Source organism: Sandaracinus amylolyticus (assembly GCF_000737325.1).
Lineage (GTDB): Bacteria > Myxococcota_A > Polyangia > Polyangiales > Sandaracinaceae > Sandaracinus > Sandaracinus amylolyticus.
The window spans coordinates 4,278,535-4,294,902 of the sequence record NZ_CP011125.1; the positions used below are offsets into that span (position 1 = coordinate 4,278,535).

Annotated in this window: 16 protein-coding genes; 10 read left to right on the forward strand and 6 right to left on the reverse strand. The window is 72.3% G+C overall.

Annotated features, from left to right (window positions below):
- Positions 1–3 precede the first annotated feature (3 nt).
- Positions 4–768: a crotonase/enoyl-CoA hydratase family protein gene (locus tag DB32_RS18180; protein ID WP_053233727.1), complete on the reverse strand. Its 765-nt coding sequence runs from the start codon at positions 766–768 to the stop codon at positions 4–6.
- Between the two features lie 18 nt (positions 769–786).
- A complete protein-coding gene (locus DB32_RS18185) occupies positions 787–1,812 on the reverse strand; it encodes an FHA domain-containing protein (RefSeq protein WP_053233728.1) in 1,026 nt (341 codons plus the stop codon).
- 28 nt (positions 1,813–1,840) lie between these two features.
- Between DB32_RS18185 and DB32_RS18190 the strand changes: the two genes are divergently transcribed.
- The gene (locus tag DB32_RS18190) at positions 1,841–2,353 is read left to right on the forward strand and encodes a redoxin domain-containing protein (protein WP_053233729.1); all 513 of its coding nucleotides are present in this window, start codon (positions 1,841–1,843) and stop codon (positions 2,351–2,353) included.
- Positions 2,354–2,389: 36 nt separating this feature from the next.
- On the opposite strand, the gene DB32_RS18195 is transcribed toward DB32_RS18190, so the two are convergent.
- Both DB32_RS18195 and DB32_RS18200 read right to left on the reverse strand, forming a co-directional pair.
- Entirely contained in the window at positions 2,390–2,638 is a 249-nt protein-coding gene (locus DB32_RS18195) for a hypothetical protein (RefSeq protein WP_053233730.1), read from the reverse strand.
- Positions 2,635–3,198: a hypothetical protein gene (locus tag DB32_RS18200; protein WP_053233731.1), complete on the reverse strand. Its 564-nt coding sequence runs from the start codon at positions 3,196–3,198 to the stop codon at positions 2,635–2,637. Before DB32_RS18200 ends, DB32_RS18195 begins: the two co-directional genes overlap by 4 nt.
- 288 nt (positions 3,199–3,486) lie before the next feature.
- Between DB32_RS18200 and DB32_RS49975 the strand changes: the two genes are divergently transcribed.
- Genes DB32_RS49975 through DB32_RS18210 form a run of 3 tightly spaced genes read left to right on the forward strand, consistent with a single transcriptional unit; the run spans position 3,487 to position 5,345 of the window.
- Positions 3,487–3,621: a hypothetical protein gene (locus tag DB32_RS49975; protein ID WP_275935481.1), complete on the forward strand. Its 135-nt coding sequence runs from the start codon at positions 3,487–3,489 to the stop codon at positions 3,619–3,621.
- A 1-nt stretch (position 3,622) separates the two neighbouring features.
- The gene (gene lspA / locus DB32_RS48295) at positions 3,623–4,279 is read left to right on the forward strand and encodes a signal peptidase II (RefSeq protein WP_053233732.1); all 657 of its coding nucleotides are present in this window, start codon (positions 3,623–3,625) and stop codon (positions 4,277–4,279) included.
- 7 nt (positions 4,280–4,286) lie between these two features.
- On the forward strand, positions 4,287–5,345 hold the full coding sequence (locus DB32_RS18210) for a prolipoprotein diacylglyceryl transferase (protein ID WP_053233733.1): 1,059 nt from the start codon (positions 4,287–4,289) through the stop codon (positions 5,343–5,345).
- A gap of 550 nt (positions 5,346–5,895) precedes the next feature.
- Here the strand turns inward: DB32_RS18210 and DB32_RS18215 are convergent.
- On the reverse strand, positions 5,896–6,126 hold the full coding sequence (locus DB32_RS18215; protein ID WP_157069148.1) for a hypothetical protein: 231 nt from the start codon (positions 6,124–6,126) through the stop codon (positions 5,896–5,898).
- 136 nt (positions 6,127–6,262) lie between these two features.
- Between DB32_RS18215 and DB32_RS18220 the strand changes: the two genes are divergently transcribed.
- Positions 6,263–6,952 carry a hypothetical protein gene (locus DB32_RS18220; RefSeq protein WP_053233735.1) on the forward strand — a complete coding sequence of 230 codons (690 nt, stop codon included), beginning with the start codon at positions 6,263–6,265 and terminating at the stop codon, positions 6,950–6,952.
- Between the two features lie 112 nt (positions 6,953–7,064).
- Here DB32_RS18220 and DB32_RS46860 read toward each other — a convergent pair whose 3' ends face one another.
- Positions 7,065–7,232 carry a hypothetical protein gene (locus DB32_RS46860; RefSeq protein ID WP_157069149.1) on the reverse strand — a complete coding sequence of 56 codons (168 nt, stop codon included), beginning with the start codon at positions 7,230–7,232 and terminating at the stop codon, positions 7,065–7,067.
- Positions 7,233–7,332: 100 nt separating this feature from the next.
- On the opposite strand from DB32_RS46860, the gene DB32_RS49980 reads away from it, so the two are divergent.
- From DB32_RS49980 to DB32_RS18245, 5 genes are read left to right on the forward strand one after another with little or no spacing between them, the layout of a single operon-like run.
- Positions 7,333–9,918, forward strand: coding sequence for a MopE-related protein (locus DB32_RS49980; protein WP_053233736.1), 2,586 nt, complete (start codon positions 7,333–7,335; stop codon positions 9,916–9,918).
- Positions 9,919–9,977: 59 nt separating this feature from the next.
- Positions 9,978–11,393, forward strand: a complete 1,416-nt coding sequence (locus DB32_RS49100) for a YecA family protein (protein WP_053233737.1) — start codon at positions 9,978–9,980, stop codon at positions 11,391–11,393.
- 15 nt (positions 11,394–11,408) lie between these two features.
- Complete coding sequence (gene ileS / locus DB32_RS18235; RefSeq protein WP_053233738.1) at positions 11,409–14,639, forward strand: isoleucine--tRNA ligase; 3,231 nt, start codon at positions 11,409–11,411, stop codon at positions 14,637–14,639.
- Positions 14,639–15,496 (forward strand): bifunctional methylenetetrahydrofolate dehydrogenase/methenyltetrahydrofolate cyclohydrolase FolD, encoded by an 858-nt coding sequence (folD, locus tag DB32_RS18240; RefSeq protein ID WP_053233739.1) that lies wholly within the window; start codon positions 14,639–14,641, stop codon positions 15,494–15,496. Before ileS ends, folD begins: the two co-directional genes overlap by 1 nt.
- A 44-nt stretch (positions 15,497–15,540) precedes the next feature.
- Positions 15,541–16,347 carry a sterol desaturase family protein gene (locus DB32_RS18245; RefSeq protein ID WP_083457464.1) on the forward strand — a complete coding sequence of 269 codons (807 nt, stop codon included), beginning with the start codon at positions 15,541–15,543 and terminating at the stop codon, positions 16,345–16,347.
- Positions 16,348–16,368: the final 21 nt, after the last annotated feature.

The following is a 16,368-nucleotide window of genomic DNA, read 5'->3' on the forward strand; positions in this document are numbered from 1 at the left end:
GCGCTACTCGAGCTTCCCGCCGCGACCCGCGCCGCCGACGAAGCGCATCACCGAGGCGATCATCTCCGGGTCCGCGAGCGACCTCATCCCGTGCTGCAGCTCGTTCGCCAGCGCGGCGTCGATCGACATCCCGTCCTGCTCGTACGCGCTCAGCCGATCCTCGCGCATGCACGTCTGCGGGAAGCTCGCGATCAGCTTCGCGAGCGCGACCGCTTCTTCGCGCGCGCGCCCCTTCGGGACCACGCGGTTCGCGAGCCCCATCGCGAGCGCTTCCTGCGCGTCCACCGCGCGACCCGTCAGGATGAGATCGAGCGCGCGCCCGAGCCCCACGATCCGCGGCAGGCGCACCGTGCCTCCGTCGATCAGCGGCACGCCCCAGCGCCGGCAGAACACGCCCATCACCGCGTCCTCTTCGACGACGCGCAGATCGCACCAGAGCGCCAGCTCGAGCCCGCCCGCGACCGCGTGCCCCGCGATCGCCGCGACCACCGGCTTGCGCAGCAGCATGCGCGAAGGGCCCATCGGACCGTCGCCGTCGGGCGCGATCCGGTTCGGCGTCCCGCGCGAGAACGCCTTCAGATCCGCGCCCGCGCAGAACGTCCCGTGATCGCCCGCGAGCACCGCCACGCGCGCGGTCTCGTCGGCGTCGAACGCGCGGAACGCGTCGGCGAGCGCGTCCGCGGTCACGCGATCGACCGCGTTCTTCGCCTCGCGACGATCGATCACGACGATCGTGATCTCCCCGTCCTTCTCGACGCGCACGCTCATGGCTCCTCCTCGCGACCGCTAGCGACGAAGCGCGGTCCAGCGCAGCTCGACGCCGTCGCTGCCCGCGAGCTGCACCACCGGCGCGTCCACGTCGAGCTCGACCGCGCGCACCCGACGTCCCGCGAGCATCGTCCCGTTCGTCGACGCGCAGTCGTAGAGCATCACGCGCCCGTCGATCTCGATCACCACCGCGTGCACCCGCGAGACGCGGATCGTGAGCAGCGCCTTGAGCCCGGCGTCGCACTTGTCGGCGCGCCCCACGAGCACGCCCGCGCGCAGCGCGCGACGTCCGACGGTGATGCGCGCGCGCTCTCCGTCACGCGCCGCACCGAGCAGCCCGACCGCATCGGGCGTCGCGCTCCCGCTCGCGATCTCGGCGACCATCGTGATCGGCCGCGGCAGCGCGGTGATCACGGTGCGCGACCGACCGACCGCCGCCTCGCGATAGGGGCCGTGACCGTGCGAGGCGCTCGCCGGCGCCTCGCGCACCGGCGCGTCCTCCGCGCTCTCGTCCACGCGCTCCGAGCGCGGGAGATCGTGCGGCGGCGCCGGCTGTCCCGGCCCGATCGGGAACCCACCGATCACGTAGCGACCGAGCCGCACCGCGAACGGCCCCTGCGCGAGCAGCGAGCGCTGCGCCGAGTCGTCGTCGAGGTGCATCGGCATCGATCCCTGCAGATCGACGAGCCGCAGCCCCGCGCCGCCTTCGACGCGCGCCGGCACGATCAACAAGTGCCTCAGCGAGAGCTCGCCGTCGCTCGCGAGCACCACGTCGCACGCCGAGTGGCGCCCCACGATCAGGTGCGCGTCGCGCGCGAGCGCGAAGTCGCGGAACCCGTTCTCGCCGCGCCCGGTCCAGAAGAGCCGATACGCCGCGCTCGCGTCGCGCGGCGCGATCAGCGAGAGCGCGGGCACGAGCGACGACCACGCGCTCGCGAGCGCGTGGCTCGGCAAGCGCGGCTCGTCGCGTCCCATGCGCATCTCGGTCCCGACGTTCGGCGCACCGCGCACCGCGTCGATCCGAGAGCCGCGCGAGTCGTCCACTGCGCAGAGGGTAGCTATACCAGCGGGCATGAGCGAGCCCACCGCCCCTGCGAAGCGCTGGCGTCGCTGGTTGCTCGAAGCGCTCGTGGTGATCGCGATCCTCGTCGCGGTGCGCGCATGGCAGACGCGCGATCTCCCGAGCGGCCCGGCGCCCGCGCTCGACGCGCGCGACCTCGCGGGCACGCCCGTCTCGCTCGAGGACCTCGAGCGCCCGGTGATCGTGCACTTCATGGCGAGCTGGTGCGGCGTCTGCCGCGCCGAGGAGCCGAACGTCGCAGCGGTCGCACGCGATCACGACGTGATCGCGATCGCCACGACGTCCGGCTCACCCGACGAGGTGCGCGCGTGGATCGAGTCCGAGACGGAGCTCGACGCGACGCGGATCGTCGCCGATCCACGCGGCACGCTCGCGCAGCGCTGGGGCGTGCGCGCGTTCCCGACGAGCTTCTACGTCGATCGCGAGGGCGACATCCGGCACGTCGAAGTGGGCTACACCACCGAGCTCGGAATGCGCGCCCGCGTCTGGCTCGCGGGGCTGTGAGTCAGCCGGCGCGCTCGCCGGCGGAGGGCCCGCGGCTCAGGCGTGCTGGTCGGTCGTCGTCGCGGGCGCCGTGCTCGCGGTCGCCTCGGCCGCGGCCTGCTGCTCGTCGAGCTGCTTCGCGAGGCTCCCGAGCAGCTCCGACGTCGTGCGCAGCGTCTCCGCGCTCGTGCGCAGCGCCGCGCGCCCGACCTCGAGCCCGTAGACCGCCCAGAGGCGGCCGATGCGCACCACGTTCCCCACGCACTGCTCGATCGTCGCTTCGCGATCCTGGCTCTCGCTCGTCATGTTCCGTCCTCCTCTGCGAGACCGCTCGGCAGCAGCTCGCACTCCGGCCCGAGGAGGACCCTCGGGCCCGGCTCTTCGCGCACCCCGCGGCACGCCTTGGTTCCCTTGCGCAGCGTGCGACCGCACGCGGTGCAGGTCGCATCGGCGACGAGGACCAACGACTGGAACCCGATCACGCCCTCGAGCGACACGCTCGCCGAAGGGCACGCCGGCTGCGACGGATCCGCCGGCGTGCGCGCCGGTCGCGCCACCGCGGTGCTGCGCAGCGCATCACGCTGGACGCGCAGCCGCTCCGCGATCCCGTGGAGCTCGCCCTCGGCGCGCTGACCGACCGCGTCGACCGCGTCCAGCGCGTCCTCGAGGATCGCGCGCACCAGGTTCGACACCGGCATCTTCAGGTTCGTCGCGAGGCGCTTGAGCTCCTGCTCGAGCACGGCGGGCACGCGCGTGTGGAGCACGCGCTCCTTCTTCGCGCGCTCGGCGGGCTCGTCCGCCGCGTCGGCGGAGGGGGGCGGCGTCTCGTCGTCGCGCTCGGCGGTCACGAGCGGGTTCTGTGTCACGCCGTGACTCGGGTCAAGAAAAAATCGTCACACGCCGTGTTACATGAGCAGGAAAGCTCGACGAAACGCGTGTGTCACGCGGCGATCAGCACTCGTCGGCAGCGCTCCGCGCCGGCGTGACACACGACGCGCGGCGCGCTGCGTCCGACCGTCCGGCCGGCGGCGCACGACCCGCACGAACGGCCCGATCTCCGCGCGATGCGCGCGTTTCTTCGGTCTTTGCGACGGCCTCTCGCTCTGCTACACGACGAGCCGCTCGGCCGCTCCCTCCGGTCGGGCCGGAGCCACATGCGCGTCCTGTTCGTCCTGCTCGCGCTCGGCATGCTCACCATGCTGCCGGGGTGCCCCTTCTTCACGCGCGCCGATCGCGAGGCCTCGTCGCCGTCGCCGGCGGCCGCTCATCCCGAGCACCCGGGGCACTGACGTGGCGCCGACGACGACGCGCCGCTCGAACGCGCTGATCGCCGCGTGCATCGTGTCGACGATCGCGCTCGTCGCGCTCGACATCGGCACGAAGACGTGGGCCGAGGGTGCGCTCAGCACCGAGCGCACCGGCGAGCGCCCCGAGGTCTGCGCGGCCGACGACGACGGCTACATCCGCTACCAGCGCGCGCGCCGGCCCGGGCTCGTCGTCATCGAGGACGTGTTCGAGCTCGAGTACGCCGAGAACTGCGGCGCCGCGTTCGGCCTCCTGCGCAACGCGCCGACCGGCGTGCGCACCACGATCTTCGGCGTCGCGGCGACCGCGGCCACGCTCGTGCTCCTCTGGCTGTTCATCCAGGGCCGCGGCGGGCCGTGGTTCGCGTGGAGCGTGCCGTTCGTCGTGTCGGGCGCGCTCGGGAACCTGATCGACCGCATCCGCTACGGGTACGTGGTCGACTTCATCCACTGGCACTGGCGCGACGCGTTCGACTACCCGACGTTCAACGTCGCCGACATCGCCATCACCGTCGGCGTCGTGCTCCTCCTGATCGACGGCTTCCGTCGCGAGGAGCCCGCGAAGGTCGACGAGAAGGCCGCGCCGAAGGCGAAGACCGCCGACGCCGGGGCTGGCGAGCAGCGCGAAGCAGCCGGAGAATGACGGCCGCGTGATCCCCACGTTCGACGGGCGCCTGATCGCGGCGGTGTGTGCGGTGGTGCTCGTCGCCGCGCTCGCCGTCGGGCGCGCGCGGCGCGGCCTCGACGTGAAGCCGGTGCTGTGGGGCGCGCTGCTGGTGGGCGCCGGCGCGCTCGCGGCGGACGTCTTCGACGAGGCGATCCCCGCGTACTTCGCGATGCTCATGGCGGCGTTCGCCGCGTGCACGTGGTTCGCGGTGCGCTGGGCCAAGCGGGAGAAGCGCGACTACGACGTGCTGATCGACCTCGCGCTGATCTCGCTGATCACCGGGGTCGCGGGATCGCGCCTCGCGCACGTGCTCTTCGACGGGTTCTTCATGGACTACGTGCACCTCTGCACGGACCCGTCGCAGGTCGAGTGGCACATCACGCGCGAGCAGTGCGACAGCGAGTGGGTGCAGGGCGCGTGGGACGCGGCCGCGAGCGTGTGCCGTCCGACCGAGGCCGACTGCTTCGCGTGGGCGAAGTTCTGGCAGGGCGGGCTCACCTGGTACGGCGGCATGGTGCTCGGCATCGGGTACGCGATGTACTTCCTCGGGAAGGAAGGCTTTCCGCGCATCAAGACGCTGGACCTCGCGGGGATGATCCTGCCGCTCGGGCTCTTCTTCGGGCGGCTCGGGTGCTGGTTCGGCGGGTGCTGCTTCGGGCAGCCGACCGACGCGTGGTTCGGCGTGTCGTTCCCCGCGTGGTCGCCCGCGAGCGAGGCGCAGTGGCGCGCGCACCTGCTCGAGCATCCGTCGCATGCGTCGCTGCCGGTGATCCCGACGCAGCTGCTCGAGGCGGGTGGGTCGCTGGTGATCGCGTTCGTGATCATCGGGTGGTTCGAGCCGCGGAAGCGCTTCGACGGACACGTCTTCTGCGTGTCGATGATCGCGTACGCGGTGCTGCGGTTCGTCCTGGAGTTCTTCCGGGCCGACGACCGTGGCGGGGTCGGGGTGCTGTCGACTTCGCAGTGGGTCGGGATCGTGATCGTGGTGGCTGCGGCTGCGTTGTGGCCGGTGCTGCAGCGGCGGTCTCTTCGCGCGGGGTGAGGCTTCGGCGGGGGCGGGGGGCACGGGGGCCTCGCTAGTCCTCGCGGATCTCGGGCGATGAGCGCGCGGCGTCGGGTGGCGGGGGCGTCCGCGTCGCGCGCTGCGCGCGCGCTGCGGACCGGGCACGAACGTGGTCGGCGTCGGGAGGCCGCTGCGGGATCGCTCGGCCCCCGTGCCCCCCGCCCTGCGGGTGAGGTCTCGGCCGCGCGCGAGGAGGGAGGGCGCGGCTCTCTTCGTGGTGGAGGAGAGCGCGTGGTCGCTCGAGCCCGCTCCGCGTCCTCGCTCGACCCCGCGCAGACCGACTCGCCTTCGGCTTCGTGAGCCGACTCGAACCGACTCGCCTTCGGCTTCGTGAGCCGATTCGAACGGGCTCGCGCTTCGCGTCTCGCCCGAGGAGCCGTGGTGATGCGGAGCGACGGCGCGATAGCGACGGCGCGGAGCTCACGGGTGGTGCTGGCATCTCGCGCCGTGGGCCGCCGCGCTCGGGCGCTGGAGGCGCCGCAGCGCGCATCGATCGAACGCACTCCGGCGTGGAAGCTCGGCGCGCAGCTCAATCGGCCGCTGACAGGACACCGGCCGCGAACACCGCGGTCGCGATCAGGAAGCAGATCGACGCCGCGGACCACAACCGGGCACGCCATCCGCCGCGCCAGAGCGTGAAGAGCGCGAGCCCGAACATCACGCTCCCGTTCACGGCGCCGAGCGCCAGAAAGACGGCGGGGTTCTCGCGATAGAGCGTGTACACGCCCACGAGACTCGCCGAGCTCGACCGAACGTGCACGCCGAAGCCTCACGGTGAGCACCCAGAACGTTCTCGAGATCGCGCCACCGCGAGCGACGAGCGGTCACTCCATCGGCTGGGACGGCTCCTCCGGTGGCCTTCCGCGCGGGGGCTCGGGCGTGCGAGCGTCCCTCGCATGCAGATGCCCACTCCCGATCTCTCCTCCTCGCGCCTCGACCCACTGGGGCGCTTCCACCTTGCCGCTCTCCGTCGTGCGGGCGCGGCCTTCGCGGATCTCGTCGCGTCGTTCGAGCCGGTGCACGCGGCGCTGGTGGCTGCCGCCGCGGTCCGCGCCTCGGCCGAGCTCGGGATGATCGAGCCGCGCGTCCTCGTGCGCTTCGCCGAGCGCGAGGTCGAGCTCGAGCTGCGCGCCCTCCGCAGCGCCGCCGAGGCGCTCGATCGCGGCCGCGGCGGTGAGATCGCGAGCGCGCTCTTCCCGTCGGGGCTCGCCGCCGAGGTGACGCCGCGCGCCGCCGCTCAGAGCGCGGCCGCCCGGCGCGTCCTCCAGCGCCTCACCGCCTTCGGCGCCGCCGAGCCGCTGCGCACCGAGCACCTGCCCCGACTCACCAACGCCCTGGCGAGCCTCGACGCCGCGCTCGCCGCCCGCGCGACCGCCGCAGAGGCCTTCGGACAGGCCTACGCGAACGAGCTCGCGACCCGCGACGACTTCTGCCGCGCGTACGACGTGTCCGCGAGCGTCGTCCGCCAGCGCTTCCCGCGCGATCGCGAGCAGCAGGATCTCTTCTTCGATACCCTGCGCGCGCCCCGCCGCGGGCGCGACGAGGACGACGACGCGGGCGATCGCCCGCCGCCCGCCGCGGAGTGATCCCCGGGTGGTCGATCCGCGCGATCGACCACCCGCGCGCTTCCCGGCGAGTGTTTCCGTCCGCGATCACCCACCCGCGCGTTTCCCGGTGGGTGTTTCCGTCCGTGATCACTCACCCGCGCGCTTCCCGGTGGGTGTTTTCGTCCGTGATCACCGACCCGGGCGCTTCCGGGTGGGTGTTTTCGTCCGTGATCACCCATCCGCGCGCTTCCCGGCGGGTGTTTCCGTCCGTGATCACCCACCCGCGCGCTTCCCGGCGGGTGTTCTCGTCCGCGATCACCCACCCGCACGATCGCGGCGCGCGAGCTCGACTCGGTGCGCGAGACCACCGCGCACTGCGCCCGCGCGAGGTGACGTGCGTTGGTCTATCCTCGCGCGCGATGCGCGCTCGCTGGCTGTTGGTCCTCTCGCTCTCGGTGCTCGTCGCGTGTGGCGACGACGATACAGCGCCCTCCGACGCCGGCTTCGACGCGAGCGACGTCGGGCGCGCCTGCGACGACGACTCGGACTGCGACGACGGGCTCTTCTGCACCGGCGTCGATCGCTGCGTCGATCAGGTCTGCACCACCGCGCCCGCGTGCCAGGCCGACGAGACGTGCAGCGAGGACGACGACGAGTGCGCGCCCTCGTGCTCGCTCGATCCCGACGTCGACGGAGACGGCGCGCAGCGCACGGAGTGCGGCGGCGACGACTGCGACGACGAGGACCCGCGGCGCTTCCCGGGCGGCGTCGAGATCTGCGACGCGGACGGCGTCGACGAGGACTGCGACCCCGCGACCTACGGCGCGCGCGACGTCGATCGCGAGGGGCTCGACGACATGCGCTGCCGCAACGAGATCGGCGGCGAGATCACGAGCCGCGGCGAGGACTGCGACGACGCGCGGCGCTCGGTGCAGCCGGGCTCGCCCGAGGTCTGCAACGGGCTCGACGACGACTGCGACGGCGCGATCGACGAGAACGTCTCGGTCGCGGGGTTCGCCGATCTCGACGTCGACGGCCACGGCGATCCCGCGGCGCCGATGCGCGCGTGCCCGGGCACCCGGCGCTTCGCGCTCGAGGGCGACGACTGCGACGACACGAACCGCATGCGCCACGCCGCGATGCCGGAGCTCTGCGACACCGTCGACAACGACTGCGATACCCGCGTGGACGAGGCGACCGTCGAGGTGCGCTGGTACCCCGACACCGACGGCGACGGATTCGGCGTGCCCGGGGGATCGACGCTGTCGTGCACGCCGGTCGCGGGCGCGTCGATCGTCCCGCTCGACTGCGCCGGCGACGACCCGACGCGCCACCCCGCGGCCGCCGAGGTCTGCAACGGCGTCGACGACGACTGCAACGGGCTCGCGGACTTCGCGCTCGGCACGAACGACTGGGAGGACGACGACGAGGACGGCTTCGCCGACGCCGCGTGCGGCGCGTCGATCGAGGAGCCCGACTGCGACGACGGCGATCCCCAGGTGAACCCGCGTGCGGGCGAGCGCTGCGGCAACGACGGCGACGACGACTGCGACGGGATGGTCGACGACGGCTGCGCCGCGCTGCCCGACGGCGGCGTGCGGATGGACGGCGGGCCGCCCGACGCAGGCTGGTGCGGCGCGGACGTCGCGAGCGACCCCGACAACTGCGGCGAGTGCGGGCTGCGCTGCCGGGCGCGCCCCTACGCCGACGTGACGTGCGAGGACGCGCGCTGCGGGATCACGTGCGACGCCGATCGCGCGGACTGCAACCGCATCGAGACCGACGGCTGCGAGACGCCGATCGTCGACGATGCGCGCAACTGCGGCGGGTGCGGCGTGGCGTGCGCCGCGGATCAGGCGTGCGTCGGGCGCGTGTGCGTGCGCGGGGCGTTCCGCAGCTCGGGCGAGGACGGCGCGTTCGATCCCGAGGCCGACGTGGTGCTCGATCCCGGCGTCTACGACTTCACGACGATCCGGGTGCGGCCCGGCGTGACGGTGCGGGTGCGCGGCACGGGCGTGCTCGATCTGCGCGCGACCGGCGACGTGATCGTCGAGGGCGCGATCGACGCGAGCGGCGGCGCGGGCGGGTTCGGGGCGAGCGGCAACGCGACGACCGCGACGAACGGCGGCGGCGGCGCGACGGGGCACGCGGTCGCTGCCGCGAGCGGGCGCTGCGCGCCGGGGGGAGGCGGCGGGATGGGGGCGGCGGGCGCCGACGCGTCGCCGACGAGCGAGTGCGGCCTCGGCGGCGCCGCGGGCGGCGGCGCGGGCGGCTACCAGGGCGTCAGCGGCGGCGGTGGCGGGGGGCCCGCGGGCGGCGGAGGAGGATCCGGCAGCGTCAGCACCAACGGCGGCGCCGGCGGCGGGCCGGGCGGCGGCGCGGCGGGGACCACCGCCGCGTGGCCGGGGCAGGGCGGCGGGCTCGCGCTGGGCGCGCCCTACGCCGGCGGGTCGGGCGGCACCGGCGGTGTGTGCGGCGGCGGCGGCGGCGGATCGATCGGGGCCGACGCGGCCGCGGACCTCGCGGTGGCGACGACGTTCCGGCCGGGATCGGGCGGCGGTGGCGGCGGGTGGGGATTCTTCTCGGGCTCGCTCCTCGCGGGCTCCGGCGGGGGCGGCGGAGGCGGCGGCGCGGTGCGGATCGCGTCGGCGACGCGCATCGAGATCCGCGAAGGCGGCGCGGTGCGCGCCGACGGTGGGCGGGGCGGCAACCAGAACGCGTTCCAGTGCGGCGGCGGCGGCGGATCGGGCGGCGTGGTGTACCTCGCGTCGCCGGCGCTGGTGCTGCGCGGCACGGTGAGCGCGGGCGCCGGCCCCGCGGGCGCGGGCGGCGGCGGCAACCCGGCGGGCGCGCCGGGCGGCGCCGGAGGCCTCGGGCGGGTGCGCATCAGCGTGAACCCCGCGACCTGCGAGATCACCGGCACGGTGCGTCCGACCACGGCGATGCTCTGCGAGCCGAGCGGCGCGGTGCCGGGCCGCGCGTACGTCGCGCGTTATCCGGACTGAGCGCGCCGCGGAGAAAAATCGTACGCAACGCGCGCCCGGGCCGGCCCGATTGGGCGTGCATGGGACACGCTGCTCACTTCCTCCGCCGCCTCGATCGCGTCTCCGATGCTCACGTCGAGCTCGCGCTCACGCTCTACCGCGACGCCGACCTGCTCCGCGCAGTGCTCGACGCCGCGCGCATCCCCGAGGGCGCGTCGCGCGTCGCGCTCTCGCTCGAAGATCCGCACGACGGGCCCTTCGTCGTGGTGACGCGCGAGGGTCGCTTCGTGACGTGCTTGGGCAAGGGCATGCGCCCGGGCGACCTGCCCGTGGTCTCGCGCGAGCGGCTCGACGTCGGCGCGTCGCGCGTGCAGCGGATGCGCGACGAGCTCGCGCACCTGCGCTGGCTGCGCGACAACGACGGGGAGGGCGAGGCCGCGCGCGTGCTCGTGCGCATGCAGCAGCGCGGGCCGCGGGTCGGGCGCGAGGACGCCGCGGTGCTCGCGCGCGTGCAGCCGATCATCGCGGGCGAGCTGCAGCGCATCTACCTCGAGCTCGCGAGGACGGCGCGCGAGGCGTTCGGGCGCGTCGCGATGCTGCGGCTCGATCGGCTGAGCGACGACGAGGGCGAGCTCGTGCTCGCGTACGGCGATCTCGTCTGGGGCGCGACGCACCTGTCGCTCTTCGTCGACCCCGGCGACCTGCTCGAGGACGACGACCCGCTCACCGAGGCCGTGCAGCGGGGCGTGTTCGCGCAGGCGCAGCTGCAGTTCATGACCGGGACGCTCTGTCATGCGATGCGCGCGCTGTGGACGCTGAAGCGAAACCCGAGGGCGTCGCTCGCGCGCCTCAAGCGCATGAGCGGCCCGGTCGGGCGCGCCGCGCCCGTGTTCCGCGAGATGGGGCTCGGGATCGTCGCGTGCTCGTCGCAGAAGCTCCGCGCCGAGGCGACGAAGGCGCTCACGAAGCCGCTGCGCGATGCCGGAGGACACGTCCTCGAGGAGCAGGACCTCGCGCACGGGATGGGCGGCTTCGTCCGCGAGCTGGCGATCGACCGACCCGAGGCGTCCGACGCGGCGCTGATCGAGAACGGACGGCTCTTCGCGGCGCGCTGCTGGCACCGCACCCGCGACGTCAGCGACGAGCAGGTCGCGGCGGTGAGCGAGGACGTGGCGCGCATCGCGTACGGCGCGGTCCCGCACACGTGGCTGGCGCAGGGGAACGGCGAGGCCATCATGCACGTCGCGATCGCGATCCCGTTCCTCGCGCGGGCGTCGGCCGAGGAGCTCTTCCTGCCGAACGAGTGGGCGGATCGCATGCTGCCGGCGCGCAGCATCGCCGAGGTCACGACGTGGCTGGCGCCGCACCTGCGCGAGTGCGGCGTGGTGCGGCGGACCGCGAAGCGCGCAGAGCCGAAGATCCGGCGCAACGAGCTCTGTCGCTGCGGCAGTGGGCGGAAGCACAAGCGCTGCTGCGCCCTCCGGGCCGCGGCGTGATAGATCCACGCCCCCATGCCTTTCGAGCCCGTTCCGCAGAAGGTCTCGTTCCCCGATCTCGAGCGCCGCTTCCTCGATCTCTGGCAGCGCGAGCGCATCTTCGAGCGCTCGGTCGAGTCGAGCGAGGGCAAGCCTCCCTTCGTCTTCTTCGAGGGCCCGCCGACCGCCAACGGGATGCCGCACCCCGGTCACGTGCTGACGCGCGTGATGAAGGACGTGTTCCTCCGCTACCGCAGCATGACGGGCTGGCACGTCCCGCGGCGCGGCGGCTGGGACACCCACGGTCTGCCGGTCGAGGTCGAGGTCGAGAAGGCGCTCGGGATCAGCGGGCGACAGGCGATCGAGGCGTACGGCGTCGAGGCGTTCACGCATCGCTGCATCGAGAGCGTGTTCCGCTACATCGACGAGTGGCGGAAGATGACCCAGCGCATCGCGTTCTGGGTCGACCTCGACGCGGCCTACGTCACGTTCCACAAGCCGTACGTCGAGAGCGTGTGGTGGGCGCTCAAGACGCTCTTCGACAAGGGCCTGCTCTACCAGGACTACAAGATCGTCTGGTGGTGGCCGCAGGGCGGCACCGCGCTGTCGAGCGGCGAGGTCGGTCAGGGCTACAAAGAGGTCGACGACCCGTCGGTGTTCGTGCGGTTCCCGGTCCTCTCCGACAGCGGAGTCGGCGCGGAGAAGACGTCGTTCCTCGCGTGGACGACGACCCCGTGGACGCTGCCGAGCCACATCGCGCTCGCGGTGCACGAGGACTTCGACTACGCGGTCGTCGAGGTCGAGGGAGAGCGGCTGATCCTCGCGCAGGCGCTCATCGGCAAGGTGCTCGGCGACAAGGAGCATCGCGTCGTCGAGACGAAGAAGGGCAAGGACCTGCTCGGGACCAAGTACGTCCCGCCGTTCTCGTACGCCGAGCCCGAAGGAGGCTCTGCTCCTGATGGGAAGCATGCGCACCACGTGATCGCGGCGGACTTCGTCACGCTCGAGAGCGGCGCCGGCATCGTGCACGTCGCGCCCGCGTTCGGCGAAGAGGACTTCAAGGTCTGCAAGCAGCAGGGGCTGGGCTTTCTCCAGCTCGTCCGCCCGAATGGCACCTTCGACGAGCGGGTGACCGACTTCGCGGGTCGCTTCTGCAAGGAGGCGGACCGCGACATCATCCGCAATCTCCGGCAGCGTGGATTGCTGTTCAAAGAGGAAGTCTATCGCCACCAATATCCCTTCTCGTGGCGGCGCGACACCGATCCTCTGATCCAGTACGCGCGGCGCAGCTGGTTCATCCGGACGACGCAGGAGATCTCCCGCGTCATCGAGAACAACCGCACGATCCACTGGGAGCCCGAGCACATCCAGGAAGGGCGCTTCGGCGAATTCCTGCGCAGCAACGTCGACTGGGCGCTCAGCCGCGAGCGCTTCTGGGGCACGCCGCTGCCGATCTGGATCAACGACCAGACCGGGCGCATGGAGTGCATCGACTCCGTCGAGCAGATCCTCGCGAAGAACCCGCGCGCGTTCGATCACTGGCACCGTGCGAAGGAGGCCAATCCGTCGCTCAGCGATCACCTGATGGTCCACAAGCCGTGGGTCGACGAGGTGACGTGGGAGAACCCGGGCGAGCCCGGCGTCTATCGCCGCGTCCCCGAGGTGATCGACTGCTGGTTCGACTCGGGGTGCATGCCCTTCGCGCAGCACGGCTATCCGCACCAGAACAAGGCGCAGTTCGAGCGCGAGTTCCCCGCGGACTTCATCACCGAGGCGGTCGATCAGACGCGCGGCTGGTTCTATTCGCTGCTCGTGATCAGCACGATGCTGTTCGAGAAGGAGGGCTATCCGCACCCCTTCAAGAACTGCGTGGTGCTCGGCCTGATCACCGACGAGAAGGGCCAGAAGCTCAGCAAGAGCAAGAAGAACTACAAGGACCCGGGAGAGATGTTCGATCTCTACGGGGCCGACGCGGTGCGCTGGGCGCTCTACGCGCAGAGCGTCCCGGGCCAGACCAACCGCTGGTTCGAGGGCGGCGCGGTCGAGGCGATCAAGGAGTTCCTGCTCAAGGTCTGGAACGTCTATTCGTTCTTCGTGACCTACGCGTCGATCGACGGATGGACTCCGTCGATGCCGCGGCCTCCGATCTCGGAGCGCAGCGACTTCGATCGCTGGATCCTCGCGGAGCTCGATCAGACGGTGCGCGACGTGCGCGGCAGCCTCGAGGCCTATCGCACGCACCCCGCGGCGCGCTCGCTCTCCGACTTCATCGAGTCGCTGTCGAACTGGTACGTGCGGCGCAGCCGCGCGCGCTTCTGGGCCAGCGGAGATTCGTCGGACAAGCGCGCGGCGTTCGCGACGCTCTACGAGGTGCTCGTCGATCTCGCGAAGCTGATCGCGCCGTTCACGCCCTTCCTCGCGGAGTCGCTCTACCAGAACCTCGTGCGCACCGACGATCCCGAGGCGCCCGCGAGCGTGCACTTCACCGACTTCCCGAAGCCGCACGACGAGCGCCGCGACGACGCGCTGCGACGCGACATGGCCGCAGCGCGCGCCATCGTGGGGCTCGGCGCGCGGGTGCGCGCGCAGGGCAAGCTCAAGGTGCGTCAGGCGCTCGCGGAGGCGATCGTGGTCGTCACCGACGAGTCGGATCGCCGCACCGTCGAGCGCTTCCAGGACGCGATCGTCGACGAGCTCAACGTCGAGAAGCTGAGCTTCACGAGCGAGCCCGAGAAGATCGTGCAGTTCCAGCTGGTGCCGAACTTCCGCGCGCTCGGGCCGAAGCTCGGCAAGCACGTGCCCGCGTGCAAGGCGGCGCTCGGCAAGGCGGACGGCAGCGCGCTCTATCGCGAGCTCGAGTCGAACGGGAAGATCGTGCTCGCGCTCCCCGAGACGACGGTCGAGCTCGAGGCGAGCGAGGTCGAGATCCGGCTGAGCGCGAAGGAAGGCTTCGCGGCGGCGAGCGATCGCGGGCGCGTGGTGGTGCTCGACACGCACGTCGACGACGCGCTGCGCCGCAAGGGCATGGCGCGCGAGGCGGTGAGCAAGATCCAGGGTGCGCGCAAGACGATGGACCTCGCGTTCGACGCGCGCATCGCGCTCGCGTGGGAGGCGGAGGGCGAGCTCGCGACCGCGCTCGGCGAGCACGGCGCGTACGTCGCGGGCGAGGTGCTCGCGACGCGCATGGATCGCGGCATCGGCGCGGGCACGAAGCACGAGACCGACGTCGACGGTGCGCGCTTCACCTTCTGGATCGAGGTGGCGTGATGGCGGCGAAGATCATCGACGGCAAGGCGATCGCGGCGGAGGTGAAGGCCGAGGTCGCGCAGCGCGTGACGGCGTTCGTCGAGAAGCACGGGCGCGCGCCCGGGCTCGACGTGGTGCTCGTGGGCGACGACCCGGCGAGCCAGGTCTACGTCGGCAGCAAGGAGAAGCAGGCGGGCACCGTGGGCATCCGCGGCGCGGTGCACCGCATGCCGAGCGACACGACGCAGGACGCGCTCGAGGCGAAGGTGCGCGAGCTGAACGCGGCGCGCGACGTCGACGGGATCCTCGTGCAGCTGCCGCTGCCGAAGCACCTCGACTCGCAGCGCGTGATCGACGTGCTCGAGCCGGGCAAGGACGTCGACGGGCTCACGCCGATCAGCACCGGCTTGTTGTGGAGCGACCGTCCGGGTCTGCGTCCGTGCACGCCGTGGGGCTGCATGCGCCTGCTGCAGCACACCGGCGTCGCGCTCGAGGGCGCGCGCGCGGTCGTGATCGGTCGGAGCGCGCTGGTCGGCAAGCCGATCGCGGCGATGCTGGTCGCGAAGAACGCGACGGTCACGCTCGCGCACTCGCGCACGAAGGACCTCGCGGCGCGGGTGCGCGAGGCCGACATCGTGATCGCGGCGGTGGGCAAGGCCGAGCTGGTGCGCGGCGACTGGATCAAGGACGGCGCTGTGGTGATCGACGTCGGCATCAACCGCAGCGCGAGCGGGAAGCTCATCGGAGACGTGGAATACGCGGGCGCGGCGGAGCGCGCGTCGTGGATCACGCCGGTGCCGGGCGGCGTCGGGCCGATGACGATCGCGATGTTGCTCTCGAACACGGTCGACGCCGCGGAGCGCCGCGCGTCGTGGTGAACGGGTCTGGACCTATCGATCGATAGGCTCCAGACTCGCGGTCCATGAACGCTGTGTCGCTGAACGACCTGATCGCGGCGAGGTCGTACGGGGAGCTCCTCATCGCGTGCTTCGCGCTCTGCGCGTCGCTGACCGTGATCGGTCTGGTCAGCGGGTACGCCGCGGAGCGCGCGGCGTGGAAGCGCGGCCGCAAGGTCTTCGACGTGCCCCTCAAGCGCGGTCAGCTGCGGCACGAGATGATCGGCACCGCGCTGTTCCACTTGCTCTTCGTGCCGGTGCTCGCGGGCGTGCTCGCGAGCGGCGCGATGCAGTTCTCGAGCGGCTGGATCGCGGAGATCGCGGGCTTCTTCGTGCCTTGGTACACGTTCCAGCTCGGCTACTACGCGATGCATCGCGCCATGCACAGCAAGGCGCTCTTCTGGATGCACCGCTGGCACCACGAGTCGCTCGTGACGACGCCGATGACGGGCCTCTCGATGCATCCCGCGGAGGCGATCGGGTGGATCGTGATGATGCTCGTGCCGCCGGTGGTGCTCTCGCACTTCGGGGTGCTCGGCGCGGGCGGATGGCTCGTGTTCCTCGCGGTGCACTGGTCGGGGAACATCGCGGGCCACGCGAACGCGGAGATCATGCCCGCGCGCAGCACGCGCGCGACGACGCTGCTCTGGTCGAACCCGATCTCGTACCACTCGCTCCACCACGCGCGCTTCGACGGGCACTACGGGTTCGTCGCGGCGACGATGGACTTCCTCTTCGGGACCGAGTTCCCCGACTGGCTCGCGGTGCACACGCGCGTGTTCGGCGGCACGCCGATGAAGGCGCTCAAGGAGAAGCTCGCGCCGAAGGAGTGACGCGAGCACTCCGGCAACGAG